Origin of the sequence: Tumebacillus avium, from assembly GCF_002162355.1 — a bacterium.
GTDB classification, from domain to species: Bacteria; Bacillota; Bacilli; order Tumebacillales; family Tumebacillaceae; genus Tumebacillus_A; species Tumebacillus_A avium.
Map to the genome: position 1 here is coordinate 2,925,475 of NZ_CP021434.1, position 17,993 is coordinate 2,943,467.

The following is a 17,993-nucleotide window of genomic DNA, read 5'->3' on the forward strand; positions in this document are numbered from 1 at the left end:
TTCACGATACCTTAGGGAATCGCGGACAAGAAGGCGAAACGGGTATGTACCCATAATTGAGAATGAACGATGGGTCGGACAACTCTCGCCAGCCAACCTGCCTCTTGTCCAACGTAATGTCCGATCCTTTGGAGTGCAGACGGTGAAGGTACGGACAATGGCTCCACCGGATTTTCTTGACGCGCTGCAACCGTTGATAAACAATTAACCCAGTATTGCCAGCACACCTTGAACCAAATGTGCCAGCGATACAGGGTTGATTCATCAGCGGCTACGTCTGAGGTCTGCGCCTGAGACAAGACTGCTTCAAGGCATTCGGCTTCATAACGTTTATAAGGAACGAGCAGGTCCGGCAACTCATGATGGATCTTCCCGCACCCCTTGCAACGCAAACGACGAATGATATAGGTGACCCGTTCACTGGTTGGCTTACGCCCAATGCGACTCCTGCTACCGATCACGAACAGTTCATGCTCACAGACAGGGCAGATATGCTGCTCTGCACTCCTAACGAAAAACACCACGTTTTCTATTTTCTTCGAGCCCATAATTTGATAAAATGATCATGCGATTTTTTGGGACGACTCTGGTGCAACTGTTAGCGCAGCGGCACATCATACAGAGTCGTCTTTTTCCTTTTTTTAATTTGTACGTGGTCATTATATCCGTCAATTTTTGGACAGGCAATAGCGTCAGCTTTTGGTCAATTGGCATTGGCTGTAACACTGCATCTCTGCTTCCATTTCCCGTCGTGCGTCTTCTTCTGTAATTTTGGGGTTTCTAAAAGTATTTGGACGTGTTGTTGTACTTGAAAGTGTCTGATCAGTGTCTGTCTGCATTCCGATGTTTACCAGAGATGGGCTATCATTTTCATGTTCAGGAATATTCTCGTCCACATAGATGTGAAGACCACTTTTTTGATCAAATACAAGTTTTATATTATCACTAACTTGTTCTTGCTTTTTTATTTCAAAATTTTCTAGTGTAACAGGCTTACCTTCTGAACTTACTCCTCTTTGTTTGCGTCGCTGAGCAGTTCTCTGTAAAACCTCAAGATTATCATTGGCAAATACAGTGTCGATGTATGGTTCATTTTCAACGAAGAGTATATTGGATTGATTGACGATGAGTGCTACTATATTATGTTTGCTAATTCTAACACGTTGGTTTGTCATGGGGTTAATAACGATTACATGTTCGTTACTAATCTCAACTACATGAGTACGCTTACCGTTAAGAGAACGAGAGATGTGACGATTCTGGTGAGATTTCATGACGATCTCATCGCCCGTAGTAAGTTTATGTACTTTTCCACCTTTCAGTTCAATCTCCATGATGGACCTCCTGACATACTGAACTCTATTTTCTCTTAATATTAGCTTATTACCAATATTATTTGTAGATAACTGAAACAAATCAAAGTATGAGTATTATTGCCATGAAATTAGTGTATTGGCGGTGGCTTGGATATTGGCTAGAGAGAGTTCGGTGGTGTCAGCAGCTCGGTACTTTTTGTCGTCGGGTAGCAGGACCGGGTTATGGACTTGTTCTAAGTTATGGAGACCAAGGTGGGCCAAAGGGCAAGAGTTCCAAACGGTTGCCAAGTGTCCCGTGGTCGGTTGACTCTTAAAGGAGATTGGTGCCATCTGGGGAAATCGTCATGTGCTAAATGATGTTAATAAGCCCCTGCTCATTGTCTGGTTTTGATGTTGGATAGTATTGACAAGTATCCGGTACCGGATAAGATACTGTATAAAAGTAACTTGGTTACATAAGTGAATCACAGGCATACGATATCCTATTCATGCAAAACTAAAGACAAAAAGGGGATCTTCTGATGATCGATCCGAAAGTGCTATCCATCCTTCAAGATAAAATCAAAGTGCTGGAATCGGCTGAACATATGACGTACCTTGTTGGGCCGATTCGGCTGCCGGTGAATTTGGGTGGGGAGACGGTGGTGTTTCAGTGGTATTGCTGGCTGAACTGCACGGAACTTACGCGGGACACGACGCGGATGATTGAAAAGCTGTCCGACGCGAAGCTGGCGGAGTTTCAGCAGTCGAGCGTTTTGGTCTACGGCGATTTTGAACATGACGAGGAAGCCTTGATCCGCTTCCACAGCATCTGCCACACAGGGGACATCTTTGGGAGCAAACGCTGTGACTGCGGATACCAGCTCACCCAGTCGATGAAGGAGATCGTGGAGCACGGCTGTGGGGCGCTGTTCTACCTCGCCAACCACGAAGGGCGGGGGATTGGGCTGTACAGCAAGGCGATGGCTTATATCCTCCAGGAAAACGGCTACGACACGGTCGATGCCAATCTGGCGCTGGGCTTTGTTGATGACGCACGGACGTATGATGACGCGATTCGCGTGCTGAAATCGTTGCGTCAGAAGCCGGTCACGCTGATGACGAACAACCCGCGCAAGCTGGACGCCCTAATCGGTGCGGGCTTGAACGTATCGGAACGCAAGCCTCTATGGGGCGATGTGTCGGAGTTTAATGAGAAGTATCTGCAGACGAAGGTCGAACGCTCCGGGCATCTTGGGGCGGCGGCACAAGACTTGGAGCAGTAACAGTAACGACTTCATAAGAAAAAAGAGACCGGGCCGCTTAGCAAAGCGCACAGCTCGGTCTCTTTTTGTTGACAAAAACAAACGACGACATATAATGTCTATATAAAACCAAACGAATTTGAGGTGCGTCTAGTGGATTCTGTTTCGGACCTGTTTTGGGAGGCCACGGTGGACGAAATGAAGCGGGGCTACCTGCACCGGGCGGAAGACGGGGAGTATGTGTGCCTGATGTGCGGGGAGACGTTTGAGGAAGGCGTGATCTACCCTGCGGACGGCAAACTTTATGAAGCGGGCAAATTCGCGGGGGTGCATGTGGAACGGGAGCACGGGTCGGTGTTTGAATTTTTGCTGGGACAAGGGAAGAAGCTGACCGGGCTCACCGACCTGCAACGCAAGCTCTTGCACTACTTTTACTACGGATACACCGACAGCGAGATCGTGGACGCGATGGACGGCGGGAGCACGTCGACGATTCGCAATCACCGCTTCTCGCTGCGGGAGAAGGAAAAGCAGGCCAAGGTCTTTCTGGCGATCATGGCCTCGATCGACGGGAAATCGCAAAAGGAGAGGAAGGTGGAACATATGTCTCGTGAACGTCGCGCACAATTGAAAGAGGAATATCTGAACACACCGAAACAGATGGGGATCTTCCAGATTCGCAACCTGGTGAACGGGAAAATTTTTCTCGGCAGCTCGCCGAACCTGCCGGGCAAGGAGAACTCGGTGTTGTTCCAACTGCGCATGGGCAGCCACTACAACAAAGCGTTGCAGCAGGAATACAAGGAGTTTGGTGTCGAGAATTTTGTCTTTGAAACGGTGGCCGAGATCAAGCACCGCGAGGAGGCAACATCGGAAGAGTACAAAAAAGAACTTGAAGAGATGCTGGAAATGTGGATGGAAGAACTCCAGCCCTATGGAGACCGCGGCTATCATAAAAAGTAAAATACTTACAAAAAGGCAGGTATTCCAAAGTGAATGCTTGTCTTTAATTTTGTGAATAAAGAGTGTTGCAAAGGGGAAGCTAGATGTAGTTGTGAAGGGGATTGGAGGTAAAAGCAGGATGGGACATACTCATGTGAGACTTACATCGGCTGAAATCTCGCTCCTCTGGGGCAGTTACATAAGTGACAGCATGGCCAAGCAGATGTTTGAATATTTTCTGGCGACCTCAGAAGATGATGATGTCTGCAAACTGCTGCAAGAGGCATACACCGCTTGTGAAGAAGATTGCTCCTCCGTAGCAGACATTTTTCACAGGGAAGGGATCTCCAAGCCGCTGGGGTTTACAGATTCGGATGTACGCCGGGATGCGCCGCGGTTGTATTCGGACATCACGTTGCTGTTCTATTTGAAAAACAGGACGATGATCGTCCAGAACATCAACTCGATGTCCGCTTCTTTGTCGGCACGGGAAGATGTGCGGCAGTTTTTTTCGAAGCGGTTGGTGCGGTTCAACGAGATGAACAACCGGCAGATCACGATGATGCTGGAAAAAGGCGTATACATTCGACCGCCTTTTATCTCCCTGCCGGAAAAAGTGGACATCGTGCATCAAGAAAGTTTTCTGAACGGATTGTGGAACAAGCGCCCGCTGCTGGCACAGGAAGCGGCGAATCTGTTTTTGAATCAAGAGATCAATTCGCTTGGCGCCACGGTGCTGAACGGCTTTCTCCAGACCGCTCAGGATGAGGATGTGCGCAAGTACATGCAGCGGGGCTATGAGCTGTCCAAGAAGTTTGCTTCGCTTTTTGCCGATGCATTAAATGAGGAAGGGGTCGTGTTCGCTGTCAATCCTTATCTTGAGGTCACCGACTCGCATGTGCCGCCGTTTTCGGACAAGCTGATGCTGGCACACGTCGATGCGCTGAACACAGCCGGGATCAGCAACTACGGGGTGGGGCTGTCCTCAGCGTTTCGCCGGGACCTCGGGGCTTTGTACACCAAGTGCATCGCGCAGACGTTAGAATACGCATCTGACGGCGCACAGCTGGTCATTAAAAAGGGATGGCTGGAGCAGCCGCCGCAAGTATGAAGCAAAAGGCAATGTACATTAATGTACATTGCCTTGTTTTTTGAAGAAGTAATAGGAACTGGCCATGATCAGCAGCGCACTGCCGATGAGGAGGAACAGCAGGATCGGAAGCATCCACGCGGTCGGCAGGAGCAGGCTGAGCAGAAGCAGCACGCCGGTGCTGACAAAGACTCGGCCGGCGAATAGGTGGGTCTTGCGCCAGACTTCCGGGTTGGTCAAGGTCCACGGCGTCTTGATGCCAAAGTAATAATTCTGCTGAAAGCGCGGCAGGTAGTTGCCGAGGATCAGGTAGATGATGCCGACAAGCCCCGGTGCAAAGCGCGACATGTTGAACTCATAGCCGAGCCATTGCGAGATGACGACAGCTTGAATGCCGAGGAAGACGAGCATGAGCAAGGTGTTGACGAGATACAGGCTGGATGCGAAGCGCGGGTAATTGGCGCGTTTCGGATCGATTTTCGGCATCAGGATCAGGACGGCGTAGACGATGACCATGATCGCCGGGCCCATCCAGACGGCCGTTTGTTTGGAGGAGTAGTCGTCGACTTCTCCGTTTGCTCCCCAGTGCGTGGGAATCTGGTCGGGCAGCTGCGGGTAGACCCAGATGCTGGCCACGATGGAGATGAGAATGATCAGAAGCGGAAGAATGTGTTTTTTCATCGGTATCAGTCCTTTTCTGCGGAGAATTGGAGCACCCATTTGAGCAGGTCTTGGAACACGGTGGTGTTTAAGGAGTAGTAAATATGCTGGCCGTGGCGTTCGTCCCAGACGAGGTCGGCTTGCTTGAGCAGGCTGAGATGATGGGAGATGCTCGGCTTGGTCATTTGAAACTGGTCGGCGATCTCGCCGGCCGTCATGTCCCGCTCTTTGAGCAGATCGAGGATCTTGCGGCGGGTGGGGTCGGACAGAGCCTTGAAGGCATGGTTTAAGGTCAATGGGTTCGCTTCCCTTCGAGATTTAGAAAAATGTCTAAATATCTAATTCCATAAAAACACATTCGTGGCAAGGTGTCAAGAAGGGTATGACTAAAAGGGGTCTGTATGGTAGGATTTGGGGTGAAGGAGGGTGTGTCATGCACGGGAATTTTGAACTGATCTTATTATTGATGGCGTTGGCAATCGGAATCACGGCGGTGGCAAAAAAGCTGAATCAGCCGTATCCGATCGCGCTGGTGATCGTTGGCGCGGTGATCGGACTGGTGCCGATTCCGGGCTTGGAGGAACTGAAGCATTTTGTGGCGGAAGATGAAGTGTTCCGCTTTGCGATCATCTCGCTGTTTTTGCCGGCATTGCTGGGGGATGCGGCGTTTAAAATGCCCTGGTCGCATCTGCAGGCCAATCGTCAGCCGGTGCTGTTGCTGGCGTTTTTGACGACGCTGTTGTCGTTTGTGATCGTAGGAGTCACAGCAAATCTGTGGCTGGGGCTGAGTTTGCAGGTGGCGTTTGTGTTTGCGGCTTTGATGGCGGCGACCGACCCGGTGAGCGTGATTTCGATCTTTAAAAGCCAGCGGGTGGATCATCGGCTGGCGACGGTGATTGAAGGGGAAAGTTTGCTTAATGACGGGATTGCGGTGGTGCTGTTCCAGATTTCCGCGTATTATCTCGTGGAATATATGGCGCAGGGGGCGCTTGGATTTGCGCTCGGCGGCTGGATGTTTGTCAAAGTGGCGCTTGGCGGCGCGGCGATCGGCGCGGTGCTGGGGTATGTGTTCTCGCAGCTGACGAGGCTGTTTGATGATTATCCGCTGGAGATCTTGTTTTCGATGCTGCTGTTCTATGGGGCGTTTTTCCTCGCGGAGTCGATCCACGTGTCGGGCGTGATCGCGGTGGTGGTCGCAGCGATCATTTTTGGGAATTACGGGGCGGCGATCGGGATGTCCCCAACGACGAAGCTGAACATTCGAAGCTTCTGGGATGTGACGGCGCAGTTGGCCAACTCGCTGGTGTTCTTGATGGTGGGGCTGGAGATCACGCGGATCGATGTGCTGGACCGCTGGTGGCTGATCGTGGCGGCGATTCTTGCGGTGCTGGTCGCGCGGGCGGTCGGGGTCTATGTGGCGCTGGCGTTTGCGAAAAAGTTTCCGGGGAAATGGCAGCACATTTTGAATTGGGGCGGCCTGAAAGGGTCGCTGTCGATCGCGCTGGCGTTGTCTTTGCCGCTGTCGTTTGCAGGGCGGGAAGTGGTGCTGCTGCTGGCGTTTAGCGTGGTGTTGTTCTCGCTGGTCGTGCAAGGCTTGACGGTGAAACCGCTGATCGCCTGGCTGGGCGTGAGGGCGGAAGAGGCCGGGATGCCGGAGTATGAGCAGGCGATTTCGGAGATTCAGCGCTGCAAGGCGGGGCTCGCCCGGTTGAAGGGGATGAAGGAGGAAGCGTTGATCTCCGGGGTGGTCTATGAGCGGCTGAAGCAGGAGTATGAGGAACGGCTGCGCGGCTCCAAGGCGGAGCTGGAAGCGCTGTATGCACGCCATGGAGAGCTGCAGGAGGAGCAGTTGGAACTGGCGCGGGAGCAGGCGCTGTACTCGGAGTATGAAGCGGTACAGGAGCTGGCGAAGCGGCATGTGATCTCCGATGTGACCCTGGAGGAGGAGCAGGAGCGGATCAGCGACTTGCTTGAAGAGATGAGGAAAGAGCATTAGGAAGATGCATGAAAAAGGCACATGGGTAAATGGGGGCCGCTTCGATCGGGAGCGGCCTTTTCTGTTGCCTATTTTGCATGGACAGGGACAAGTGCCTTTCCGAATCGGCGGGAAGGTGCATTAGATAGGAGTGTGAAGTGAAACACAATATTTTTGAAGGAGTGTTGCAAAACATGTACGGTACTTTTGGCAGCTATACTCGTTGGGCGGTCGTGTTCCTGATTATCTTTGTTCTGTTCTTCCTGCTCGTTCCGAATTGCTACCCGGTTCAAACCACGCAAATGCGTTGCGACTAATCTATCCCTTATCCTTCAGGAGTCCTCGATTTTTCGGGGGCTCCTGTTGGTTTTTGTACTGATAAAGATTATCAATGTCAATTATCTGCCGAAAATGACGATGACAATCATTCTCGGTTGAAAATATAGGGTTTATCTTTTGTTTTTGTGGAATTTCGATGGTTATCGTGATAATATGATGGTAACAAGAAGTTGGGAAAAGGAGGTCGAGATTTCTATGCATCTGTCAGCAAAGTCGGAGAAATTGATTCGGTATGGGATGATTCTGACCTTCCTGGTATTTTTAATTAAGATTATTGGCGGCTATATGACGGGGTCGCTGGCCTTGATTTCGGATGGATGGCATCTGGCCGGGGATCTGGTGACGCTGGCGCTGTCGTGGTGGGGGCTGAAGCAGTCGGTGAAACCGGCGACCCGCAAGCAGTCGTTTGGGATGTACCGGGCGGAGATCGTGACGGCGTTTATGGCCAATCTGCTGCTGGTCGGCGTTGGGGTGTACATCGTGATTGAAGCGGTGCAGGCGTTTTTCCATCCGGTCGCGGTGGAAGGCGGCTGGGTATTTGGACTGACAGCTGTGGGCCTGGTGATTTATACGGCGCTGACGTGGCTGCTCGGTCAGGAGAAGGACAACATGAACGCGAAGTCGGCCTGGCTGCATTTTATGGGCGACGCGCTGGCATCGGTGGCGATTTTGATCGGCGCAGCGTTGATCTATTTTACCGGCTGGTATTGGGTCGACGCGGTGCTCGGCGGGCTGGTTGGCGTGGTGATCATCGCAGGCGCTGCCAAGATGGCGTGGGAAGGAGCGCACATTTTGCTGGAGTTTGCTCCGGAACACATTGAGCCGGAAGAGGTGGAGCAACAGCTGCTGGCGATTGATGATGTGACGGCGGTGACCGACTTGCACATTTGGAGTCTGACGCCGACGCAGCATTTTATGAGCGTGCATTTAGCAGTTGGCGTGGAGACGATCTCGGAAGGGGAAAAGGTGATTCGGGACGCGCAGAAGATGATGCTGGAGAAGTTTGGGGTGCATCATGTGACGGTGCAGTTGGAGACCGGGTCGTGCCGGACTTGTTTCCACACGGTGGTGGAGATGAACGGGCATTGTGTGGCTTGTCCGGAGATGAAGGGTGAGGGCGGGTTGATCATGGTGCAGTAGATGGCAGAGGATGGGGCCGGGTGCTCCTCCCTGCGGGGGACACCCCCTGTGCTTCTGGTCGGAAAAAGTCGCGCATGGGGTGTCTCCTTTGGTCGGAAACGCAGTTGGTGCCGGGATGGCGCTGAGTGCGTTTTTTATTTTTCGTAGGTGAAGGTGGCGCCGTCGTGTTGGGTCATGCCGGGGACTTGGGACAAGTCTTTGGCGAGACGCATGGCGGCGTCATCTTTTTGTTTGGCTTCGACCATGATGTCGAGATCGCTGCCGCCGAGCTCGTGGACGAGGTCGAGGAAGGGCAGGAGATCGTTCAGGTCGATGTAGTCGGCATGGTGGAGGGGCTTGGCCTCGTCTTTGGGGGACGAGACGTGGATTTTCGGCGGGAGGCCGGTGTCGTCCCAGAGGCGGAAGATGCGGGGCACAAGGTCGCGCAGCTCATCGCTTCCGGGGTTGCAGCGGTGATGGTGGATGTCAAGCACCATCGGGACGTTTAATTGCTCACAGAGCTGCAGCGTCTCCGCTGCGGTGTAGGTTTTGTCGTCGTTTTCGAGGGTGATGCGGGCTTGGACTTGCGGCGGGACGAGGTGCCAGTTGTCGGCGAAACGGGCGAGGGACTCGCCTTTGTCTTTGTAGCTGCCCCCGACGTGCATGACCAGCTTGGCCCGCTCGTCGAGGCCCATCATGTTGAACATGTGGACATGGCGCTCGAGGTCGCGGACGGAGTTTTCGACCACCTCTTGGGACTTGGAGTTGATCAAGGTGAAATGGTCAGGGTGGAAGGAGACGCGCATCGATTTAGCTTTGATGAAATCGCCGACTTCGCTGAACTCGGGGCCAAGCTTGCCCCAGAAATCCCAGTCGGCGGTCAGTTCATGCCCAAGTAACGGGACCAGCTTGGACGTGAAACGGTAGATGTGCAGGCCGTGGGCATGGGCGTGGCGCAGCACGCGCAGGGAGTTCTGGATGTTGGAAGCGGCGATGCGGGTCAGCTTGCGCAGGCCAACTTCGCGGTCGATGATCTTTTGGAAATTGGTCACGGTCATCGTTTGCGACGGTGACGCATTTTTCAGGTGCTGGGACATAGCGACGAAACCTAAGCGGATTTTCATAACGTTTCCCCCAATTTGGTTGTGAAAAAAGGAACATTCTGTGACAATGCTGTGTATACTGGTGATGGGTGAATAATTTCACAATGTTGGATAGCATGAGTTTTCTACTTCGATGCAACAATAGATGATAGAGAGTCTAAACGGATAGGAGTGGTGTGTATGGCGAACATCGTGATTCTGGGCGCCGGTTACGGCGGCATGGCAGCGGCGGTGGAACTGGAGAAGAGCGGGCTGCCGTTTACGCTGGTCAACAAGCATGACTATCACTATTTTACCACGTTACTGCACGAGCCCGCAGGCGGGCGCAATGAATTTGAACAATACTATGTAAATCTGCACGATGTGCTGCGCCGGGAGTCTTCCCTGGTGCAAAAGGGCATGGTCAAGGAACTGCGCCCAAAGGAAAACAAAGTGGTGACGGAACAAGGCGAGCTCTCGTACGACTATCTGGTCGTGGCGCTTGGCAACGCGCCGGAGTTCTTTGGGATTCCGGGCATGAAGGAGCACGCGCTGCTCTTGCGCTCGCTGGAGACGGCGCAGCAGATTCATGATCATGTGGAGCGGGCGTTTGCTTCGTATCATCAAGATCAGGATGAAAGCAAACTGCGCATTCTCGTCGGCGGCGCAGGCTTGACCGGCGTGGAGCTGTGCGGCGAACTGGCCGAATGGCTGCCGGAGCTGGCCGGGCAGTACGGGGTCCCTTTTTCCAAGATCGAGCTGATCAACATCGAAGCGGCTCCGACGATCCTGCCGATGCTGTCTGACGAACTGCGCGAGGCGGCGGAAAGCGCCCTGCGCAAAAAAGGCGTCAAGCTGCTGACCGGCGTGGCGATCACCAAGGTGAACCGGGATCAGGTGGAACTGAAGACCGGCGAGGTGATCGACGCCAAGACGATCATCTGGACGGGCGGCGTCCGCGCCAACCCGCTGATCGCCGAAGCCGGGCTGCAGACCGATCCGCGCGGGCGCGCTATGGTCAATGAATACCTGCAGTCGGTCGACTTCTCGAACGTGTTTGTGATCGGGGACTCCGCTTCGTTTACAGGTGAAGACGGCCGTCCGCTTCCGCCGACCGGGCAGGCTGCCGCACAGATGGGCGACCATGCCGCGCAGAACTTGACCCACATTTTGCAGGGCCGCCCGCTGGAGCCGTTCCGGTTTGTGAACATGGGGACGCTCGCTTCGATCGGGCATGAGTTTGGCGTCGGCAGCGTAAAAGGCCTGAACGCGGTGGGCGTTCCGGCGTCGTTGATGAAGGAGGCGTCGAAAGTAAAATACCTCTGGAGCCTCGGCGGGCTGCGCATGGTGTCGCTGAAGCGCGGACAGTTGAAACGCAAAGGATCGTAGCTCGATGGAAAAGCTCTCTTCTATAGGAAGAGGGCTTTTTTTCTGCTGTTCTTTAGTTTGCTCATCTGTCGCAATTTTTTACGCATGCTGTCGGACATTGTCCACTATACATTTGACAGAAGGCTGGGAAGTCAGTGAGGGGGAGCAGAAGATGTCTGTGATTAAATTTGGCACCGACGGTTGGCGCGGTGTCATTGCGAAGGAGTTTACATTTGCCAATACTGCGATCGTGACACAGGCGGTCGCTTGCTATATCAAGGCGCACGGACTGGACGGCAAGCCGGTCGTCATCGGTTTTGACAACCGCTTCCTCGGCAATCTGTTTGCGGAGCGGGTGGCAGAAGTGCTGGCCGGAAACGGGATCTCCGTTTTGCTGTGCGACGCGCCTGCGCCGACGCCTGCGGTGGCGTCGATGATCGTCTCCCACGGCTTGGCCGGAGCGGTGATGGTGACGGCGAGCCACAACCCGCCGGAGTATAACGGCATCAAGTTCATTCCGGAGTATGCCGGACCTGCGACGCCGGAGATCACCGATGAGATCACCCGTTATGTGCGGGAGGTCGAATCGGGTCGAATCCACGTGCATGTAACACCTTATGCACGGGCGTCGCGGGCGGGTACGATTTTGGCCGTATCTCCACGTGAAAGTTACGGCAAGATGCTGAAAAAAGTGGTCGATGGCGAGCTGATTCGCAAGGCCGGCCTGAAAGTGGTGCTCGATCTCATGCACGGGGCGGGGATCGGGTATCTGGAGCCGATTTTGCAGGAGCTGGGCGTGGAAGTGCTGGCCTGTCTGCGCAATACGCCCGACCCGATGTTTGGCGGCAGCTTGCCGGAACCGTCGGCCGAGCGGTTGAAAGAGCTGGCCCGGCTGACCAAGGAGAAGGGCGCAGACCTTGGGCTGGCCTTGGACGGGGATGCGGACCGCTTTGGCATTTTGGACGGGAGCGGGGAGTATGTGACGCCCAATGAAGTGCTGGCGCTGTTGACCCATGCGCTTTTGCAGCGCAAGGGCGGGATGAAAAAGGTGGCGCGGACGGTGGCGACGACACATTTGATCGACCGGATCGCGGCGGCCCACGGGGTGCCGGTGGCGGAGACGCCGGTCGGATTTAAATATATCGGGCAGGAGATTTTGAGCGGCGCGGGCATCGGCGGCGAAGAGAGCGGCGGGCTGTCGGTGGCGGAGCATTTTCCGGAGAAGGACGGACTGCTGGTCGCCTTGCTGATGCTGGAGCTGGTGGCAGGCTCTGGGCGGTCGCCTAAGGCGCTGCTGGCCGAACTGGGTGCCGTGTATGGGTCGGTGGTCAATGAGCGCGTAGACGTCCACCTGACGCCGGAGCAGAAGGATCTGGTGTTGCAGGTGATGCAGGACTGGAGCGATACGCGGCTCGGGCTGTGGGATGTGACCGGCAAGACGGCGATCGACGGGGTGAAGCTGACGTTCGCCTCGGGAGCGTGGCTTTTGGTGCGCCCGTCGGGGACGGAGCCTTTGGTGCGGATTTATTTGGAGGCGCAGGATGCAAAGGAACTCGAAGGGCTGAAAAGGGCGTTGCTGGAGGCGCTGGGGCTGTCCTTGTAAGGAGAGGGCTGGTTTGACGGGGGTGGCTCCATCTCTTACAATTCTTCTATTGGAGTTGTGATAGGAGGAGAGAGATGGGCGCGCTCAGTTTTCGCGATGTGATGGGGGAACTCAAGAAGGGTGTCCTGCGCGGGGTGTATCTGCTGTACGGCACCGAGGCGCTTTTGATCGATGATCTGGTGCAGAGGATCCAGCAGCAGGCCTTGCCGGGCGGGGTCGATGACTTTAACTATACGCGGATTCATTATGATGAAACGCCGATCCAGATGGCGGTGCAGGAAGCGGAGACGATTCCGTTTATGTCGGAGCAAAAAGTGGTACATGTGCAGAACTGCCTGGCTTTTACGGCCGGCAAGTCGCCGCGCGTCGATCACGACCCGGACGCGCTGCAGCGCTATATTGAGAATCCGGCTCCGTACACGACGCTGATTCTGACCGTGAATGCGGAAAAGCTCGACGAGCGGAAAAAGCTGACCAAGGCGGCGCAGAAAAGCGCTTGTGTGGTGCAGTTCACGGCCTTGAAGGAGAATGAGTGCCGGGACTGGATCGCAGCCGAGGTGCGCCGCCAGGGCGTCGGGATCACGCCGGACGGGATCGCGCGGCTGATCTTATCGGTCGGAACGAACCTGCGGCTGCTGCGCAGCGAGATCGAGAAGCTCGCCTTGTATGCGGGCGAAGGCGGCACGATCGACGAAGCATCGGTCGATGCGCTGGCGACACGGACGATGGAGCAGAATATTTTTGTGTTCATCGACGAAGTGGTGCGCGTGCGGATCGACAAGGCGATGCGGATGATGTACGACTTGCTGAAGAATAAGGAAGAGCCGATCAAACTGCTCTTCATGATCACGCGCCAGGTGCGGATCATGCATCAGGTCAAGGTGCAGAGCGGGCGCGGCTATTCGCTGCAGCAGATCGCGCAGCAGGTCGGGGCCCATCCGTATGCGACAAAAGTGGCGAAGGAGCAGGGCAACCGCTTTTCGGCGAAGGTGTTGGAACGCTTGCTGCAGGATTTGGCGGAGATCGACTATAAGATCAAGACGGGGCAGTTGAATGACCGGACGGCCTTGGAGATGTTTTTACTGTCTTTGCCGCAAAAGGTGAGTTAAAGGGAAAAAATCGGGGACACTACGGGTGGAGGTGACGGTGGATGGCACGTCGCAAACGCAGACGGCTTCTCGTTCCGGAAGCCCGCAGTGCGCTCGATCAGTTGAAGGCGGATGTGATGAACACGATCACGCCGGAGCAGGCCAAGTTTGAATCGGCGCAGCGTCAGCAGATCCCGTTGCAGCGTGATGGCGATAACGGGGAACTCACCGCGCGCGAAGCCGGCAAGGTCGGCGGACCGATCGGCGGGCAGATGGTGAAGAAGCTGATCGCCAGGGCACAAATGCAAATGATGAACGAACAGCAAGAGCGTGATCGTTCGAACCAATAAAAAAACGACCCTTCCTCATGAAAGGGTCGTTTTCCCGTTACAGTAAAAGCCTCACTGCTTTGGCGCCAAAGCGATAAAGCCATCACTATCATTACGCCATTACGCGATGTTCGACTTGTTGAACTTCTTGGTCAGGCGGGATTTCTTGCGAGCTGCAGTGTTCTTGTGAACCAGGCCTTTGGTTACAGCCTTGTCCAGGGAACGCATTGCTTGCTTCAAGAACTCAGCAGAGTTCGCATCGTTGGAAGCCAGAGCTGCTTCGAACTTCTTGATGGAAGTGCGGAGAGCAGATTTAGCAGCAGCGTTGCGCAGCGTGCGGATGTTAGTGGTCTTTACGCGCTTTACAGCGGACTTAATGTTCGGCATCTATTTTCACCTCCATATCGAGTGCAATATCCACAAAAAGGACAAGTGATATTTTATCATGGGCATCGCTATAATGCAACCTTTCTGCCGATATGCATATTTTTGCAGGAGATTTGTAACTCTACTGGATAAGTCTGTTGCATCGAATCTACGTTGATAAATGAGGTGGAAGCTGTGGGAAGAGAGTATCGTTTTCCGAACAAAAAGCACAAGCAGCGCTACGATCTGCATGCAGGGCAAACGGAGATTGACTGGAATTCGTACAGTGTGAATACAGACCTGGCGCTGGAAGCGCATCAGATTTTTTCGCCGCAGCATGGCGGCTCGATTCCGGGCGTGAAGACGTCGACAGAAGAGCTGGACGGGGTCACGATCACCCGGCTGTCGATCGAGGATGAGGTCGGGTCGAAGATCATGGGCAAGATGGTGGGGAATTATTTGACGTTTGAAGTGCCGGGGCTGCGCTATAAAGACCCGGATCTGCAAAAGCGGGTCGCGGAACAATTTGCTGAGGAACTGAAAAAATTTGTTGCGCTGCCAGAAGACGCGACCGTGCTGGTGATCGGGCTTGGCAATCGCAAAGTGACGCCCGACTCGCTGGGGCCGCTGGTGTGTGATAATTTATTTGTCACGCGCCATCTGTTTGACCACATGCCGGAGCTGGTCGAACAGGGCGGCTATCGTCCTGTCGCGGCGGTGGCGCCGGGCGTCTTGGGCATCACCGGGATTGAGACCAGTGAGATCGTACACGGGATCGTGAAGAAGATCAAGCCGGATCTGGTGATCGCGGTCGACGCGCTGGCCGCCCGTTCGCTGGAGCGGGTGAATACGACGATTCAAGTCGCCGACGTGGGCATTTCGCCGGGGGCCGGGGTTGGGAACAAGCGCAAAGGCCTCAATAAGAAGTCGCTGGGCGTGCCGGTCGTCGCGGTCGGGGTGCCGACGGTGGTCGATGCGGTGACGATCACTTCGGACGCGATGGACCTGCTGGTGCAGCGTCTGGAACAGGATGTGCCGGGCAATGGCATGACGAAATTGATCGGCGGCTTCGATGAAGGGGAGAAGAAGCAGCTGATCTTTGAACTCCTGCAGCCGCTTGGGCAGAACCTGATGGTCACCCCGAAGGAAGTGGACACGTTTGTCGAGGACATCGCAAACGTCTTGGCCAACGGGTTAAACGTGGCGCTGCATGATGCGATCACGATGGAGGATGCCAGTCTCTTCACGCATTAGAATATTTTTGTAACCTCCTGCCGGTGTTGTGCGTCAGATGAGGCAGGAGGTGTGAAGGCAATGAAAAAGATGGTTGTGGCGCTGGCGTTTGCCGTGGTGCTGAGCGGATGCTTCGATGAAGAATTGGGGCTGACCGAACCGCAGGCTGCTGTGACCGACAGTGATGGATGGACGGAGAGCCCTGTCTTTACGGCAGGGAATTATAGAATGCGTGGCATCGAAGGCAAGGTCGCCTTCATCGATGCGACGATGACGTCGAATGGACAGAAGCTGATGTGGCATTTCTGGGGCGACCCCCAGGTGCTGCAGGGGTCGTTTCGCGTCGTCGCGGTGAGCAAGGAGGCGGGCGAGCAGGTCGAAGTCTACCAGGGGCCGCTTGGCGGGGAACTGAACGGGGCGACGGCTCATGCTCCGTCCTTGGTGAAATTGCCGGCGCGTGGGATCTGGAGGCTCGACGTGTATGTCGGGGAGAATGCCGATACGCATTATGGAAGCATTGTGATTCATGCATAGGCAGGGACAAGGTGAGGGCAAATGCCCTCACCTTTTTATTTGCTGTCATATCTAGCAATCAAAGTTCATAGAGTAGGGATATGAACAAGCCAGAGGAGGTCGGACGGTATGAAACGTGATGAAGACCGAAAGCGGCGCTTTCGCTACTATACGCTGAATTTTTCCGGGCATAAGGCCCGCACGACGATCGTGACGATGACGCTGGCGGTGGCCGCGTTTGCGATCATCACCGGGATTCTCTCGGTGCAACTGATCGCAGGCGCCGGGCAAAAAGGCATCGCCGGCCGAATTCTGCACAGCATCTCCGGGCAGTCGCTGGGGACGATGCTGTCCCAGGAGATCCCGATGTTTGCCTCCTCGGTGCCGGCGGCAAAGACGGCCGAAGCCAACCCGTATCCGAAAGGCATTGCCAACATGCTGCTCTATGTGTTTACCGACATTGATACAACCAATCCGCTGACCTTGCTCGGCTATCAGATTCCCGGCATGGCGGTCGCAGATTTTAAACTTTTGACGCCCGACCCGGCGTATGACACGCCGCCATCCGATCATGACTTCGGCGAACTGCCGCCGAACTTAAACCCCAAACCGCGTGAAAAAGTAGAACCTGTGAAAAGCGACAAGCCGCAGGTCTATGTGTACCATTCGCACAACCGGGAGTCGTTCTTGCCGGACATCGGGAAGACCAATCCCAGCCTCGCCTATGACGGCAAAAAGAACATCGAGCAGGCCGGCAAATGGCTGCTCGGCGAGTTGCAGACCGCCGGGATTCAAGGGATGCAGACGACGGAGGACTACTGGCAGTTCCCGTTTGAAGATGCGTATGACTTCTCGCGCAAGACGGTGGAAAAAGTGCTTGGCGAACAGCAGGATCTCAAGCTGGTCTATGACATTCACCGCGATGCCGGGGAGCGTGAAGCGACAACGCGCAAAGTGAACGGCGAAGATTATGCGGCCGTGTACTGGATCGTCGGCGGAGGCAACCCGAACTACAAGAAAAACGCCGAAGTGGCGACCAAGCTGGACGGCTATTTGAAACAGATGTATCCGGGGCTGTCCCGCGGGGTGTGGGCGCGGCCGTACAATGCGAATTTTGACACGCGCTACAACCAGGACCTCAGCCCGAACATGGTGCTGATCGAGATCGGCGGCCCGTACAACACGCTGGCCGAAGTCGAGCGCACGTCAAAAGCGCTGGCCAAAGTGACGGAAGCGTATCTGAAAGAGCTGGCCCAAGCGGACTCCGGCGTGAAGGTCGAGGAAGTTCCGGCACAAAAGTAGGGTATAGAGGAAGCTTTTGGCTGGGGATACTGATGTACCAAGGGATGAGAGAGGAGTTGAGCGTATGTTGAAAAACGCAATCGAACAAACCGCTCTGTACGGCGTGTTGCTGGTGCTCCTGGCGCTGATGGTGCTGTTTGGCATCGCGACGGCGGAAAAAGGCGTAAACTCGCTCGTCGGTACGGACGATCCTCAGGCGCTGGCCGTGCAAAGCACCAAGAGCGGAGAAGTCGACCTGAAGATCCTCGGCAAAAATGTCCCCGGCACCAAAGTGCCGTGGGCAGATGAGCTGAGCAACTCGCTGGAGGGCCGTGAAAGTGCGGTCGCCGACACGCTGGACGAAGTGTCGATGGACATCGGCACCTGGATGCAGGCCGGGGCGCAATCGGTGCTTGGGAAGTTGGAAGAGTGGGTGTTGAAGTAA

19 protein-coding genes are annotated in these 17,993 nt (G+C 54.8%); 13 read left to right on the forward strand and 6 right to left on the reverse strand.

All coding sequences use genetic code 11. The annotated features are described in order from the left end of the window. Positions 1-11: 11 nt before the first annotated feature. On the reverse strand, positions 12-548 hold the full coding sequence (locus CBW65_RS24875) for a DUF6431 domain-containing protein (RefSeq protein ID WP_232463330.1): 537 nt from the start codon (positions 546-548) through the stop codon (positions 12-14). 144 nt (positions 549-692) lie between these two features. Next, entirely contained in the window at positions 693-1,334 is a 642-nt protein-coding gene (locus CBW65_RS14000) for a hypothetical protein (protein WP_087457352.1), read from the reverse strand. 503 nt (positions 1,335-1,837) lie between these two features. On the opposite strand from CBW65_RS14000, the gene CBW65_RS14005 reads away from it, so the two are divergent. From CBW65_RS14005 to CBW65_RS14015, 3 genes are all read left to right on the forward strand, one after another. Then, on the forward strand, positions 1,838-2,581 hold the full coding sequence (locus tag CBW65_RS14005) for a GTP cyclohydrolase II (RefSeq protein ID WP_087457353.1): 744 nt from the start codon (positions 1,838-1,840) through the stop codon (positions 2,579-2,581). A gap of 177 nt (positions 2,582-2,758) precedes the next feature. Further along, positions 2,759-3,523 carry a GIY-YIG nuclease family protein gene (locus CBW65_RS14010; protein ID WP_232463538.1) on the forward strand — a complete coding sequence of 255 codons (765 nt, stop codon included), beginning with the start codon at positions 2,759-2,761 and terminating at the stop codon, positions 3,521-3,523. A 118-nt stretch (positions 3,524-3,641) separates the two neighbouring features. After that, positions 3,642-4,613: a DUF3231 family protein gene (locus CBW65_RS14015; RefSeq protein WP_087457355.1), complete on the forward strand. Its 972-nt coding sequence runs from the start codon at positions 3,642-3,644 to the stop codon at positions 4,611-4,613. An 18-nt stretch (positions 4,614-4,631) separates the two neighbouring features. Here the strand turns inward: CBW65_RS14015 and CBW65_RS14020 are convergent, their stop codons facing one another. Beyond that, the gene (locus CBW65_RS14020; protein WP_198299621.1) at positions 4,632-5,273 is read right to left on the reverse strand and encodes an SdpI family protein; all 642 of its coding nucleotides are present in this window, start codon (positions 5,271-5,273) and stop codon (positions 4,632-4,634) included. A gap of 5 nt (positions 5,274-5,278) precedes the next feature. Continuing rightward, entirely contained in the window at positions 5,279-5,548 is a 270-nt protein-coding gene (locus CBW65_RS14025; RefSeq protein WP_087457357.1) for an autorepressor SdpR family transcription factor, read from the reverse strand. 137 nt (positions 5,549-5,685) lie between these two features. Here CBW65_RS14025 and CBW65_RS14030 point away from each other — a divergent pair, with 137 nt between their 5' ends. Beyond that, the gene (locus CBW65_RS14030; RefSeq protein ID WP_087457358.1) at positions 5,686-7,248 is read left to right on the forward strand and encodes a cation:proton antiporter; all 1,563 of its coding nucleotides are present in this window, start codon (positions 5,686-5,688) and stop codon (positions 7,246-7,248) included. 513 nt (positions 7,249-7,761) lie between these two features. Then, positions 7,762-8,706, forward strand: coding sequence for a cation diffusion facilitator family transporter (locus CBW65_RS14035; RefSeq protein ID WP_157721948.1), 945 nt, complete (start codon positions 7,762-7,764; stop codon positions 8,704-8,706). A gap of 134 nt (positions 8,707-8,840) precedes the next feature. Here the strand turns inward: CBW65_RS14035 and uvsE are convergent, their stop codons facing one another. After that, positions 8,841-9,809 carry a UV DNA damage repair endonuclease UvsE gene (gene uvsE / locus CBW65_RS14040; protein WP_087457360.1) on the reverse strand — a complete coding sequence of 323 codons (969 nt, stop codon included), beginning with the start codon at positions 9,807-9,809 and terminating at the stop codon, positions 8,841-8,843. A gap of 159 nt (positions 9,810-9,968) precedes the next feature. Between uvsE and CBW65_RS14045 the strand changes: the two genes are divergently transcribed. The 4 genes from CBW65_RS14045 (at position 9,969) to CBW65_RS14060 (ending at position 14,176) form a co-directional block, all read left to right on the forward strand. After that, positions 9,969-11,156 carry an NAD(P)/FAD-dependent oxidoreductase gene (locus CBW65_RS14045; RefSeq protein ID WP_087457361.1) on the forward strand — a complete coding sequence of 396 codons (1,188 nt, stop codon included), beginning with the start codon at positions 9,969-9,971 and terminating at the stop codon, positions 11,154-11,156. 151 nt (positions 11,157-11,307) lie between these two features. After that, positions 11,308-12,738: a phosphoglucomutase/phosphomannomutase family protein gene (locus tag CBW65_RS14050; RefSeq protein ID WP_087457362.1), complete on the forward strand. Its 1,431-nt coding sequence runs from the start codon at positions 11,308-11,310 to the stop codon at positions 12,736-12,738. Between the two features lie 74 nt (positions 12,739-12,812). After that, on the forward strand, positions 12,813-13,847 hold the full coding sequence (gene holA, locus CBW65_RS14055) for a DNA polymerase III subunit delta (protein ID WP_087457363.1): 1,035 nt from the start codon (positions 12,813-12,815) through the stop codon (positions 13,845-13,847). Between the two features lie 41 nt (positions 13,848-13,888). Continuing rightward, positions 13,889-14,176 (forward strand): alpha/beta-type small acid-soluble spore protein, encoded by a 288-nt coding sequence (locus CBW65_RS14060; protein ID WP_087457364.1) that lies wholly within the window; start codon positions 13,889-13,891, stop codon positions 14,174-14,176. 99 nt (positions 14,177-14,275) lie between these two features. On the opposite strand, the gene rpsT is transcribed toward CBW65_RS14060, so the two are convergent. Continuing rightward, complete coding sequence (rpsT, locus tag CBW65_RS14065; RefSeq protein WP_087457365.1) at positions 14,276-14,542, reverse strand: 30S ribosomal protein S20; 267 nt, start codon at positions 14,540-14,542, stop codon at positions 14,276-14,278. Positions 14,543-14,716: 174 nt separating this feature from the next. Between rpsT and gpr the strand changes: the two genes are divergently transcribed. From gpr to CBW65_RS14085, 4 genes are all read left to right on the forward strand, one after another. Beyond that, the gene (gpr, locus tag CBW65_RS14070; protein ID WP_232463331.1) at positions 14,717-15,775 is read left to right on the forward strand and encodes a GPR endopeptidase; all 1,059 of its coding nucleotides are present in this window, start codon (positions 14,717-14,719) and stop codon (positions 15,773-15,775) included. Positions 15,776-15,835: 60 nt separating this feature from the next. Beyond that, a complete protein-coding gene (locus CBW65_RS14075; RefSeq protein ID WP_087457366.1) occupies positions 15,836-16,288 on the forward strand; it encodes a DUF4871 domain-containing protein in 453 nt (150 codons plus the stop codon). A 108-nt stretch (positions 16,289-16,396) separates the two neighbouring features. Then, positions 16,397-17,569 (forward strand): stage II sporulation protein P, encoded by a 1,173-nt coding sequence (gene spoIIP / locus CBW65_RS14080; RefSeq protein ID WP_087457367.1) that lies wholly within the window; start codon positions 16,397-16,399, stop codon positions 17,567-17,569. 64 nt (positions 17,570-17,633) lie between these two features. Further along, entirely contained in the window at positions 17,634-17,993 is a 360-nt protein-coding gene (locus CBW65_RS14085; protein ID WP_087457368.1) for a DUF3679 domain-containing protein, read from the forward strand.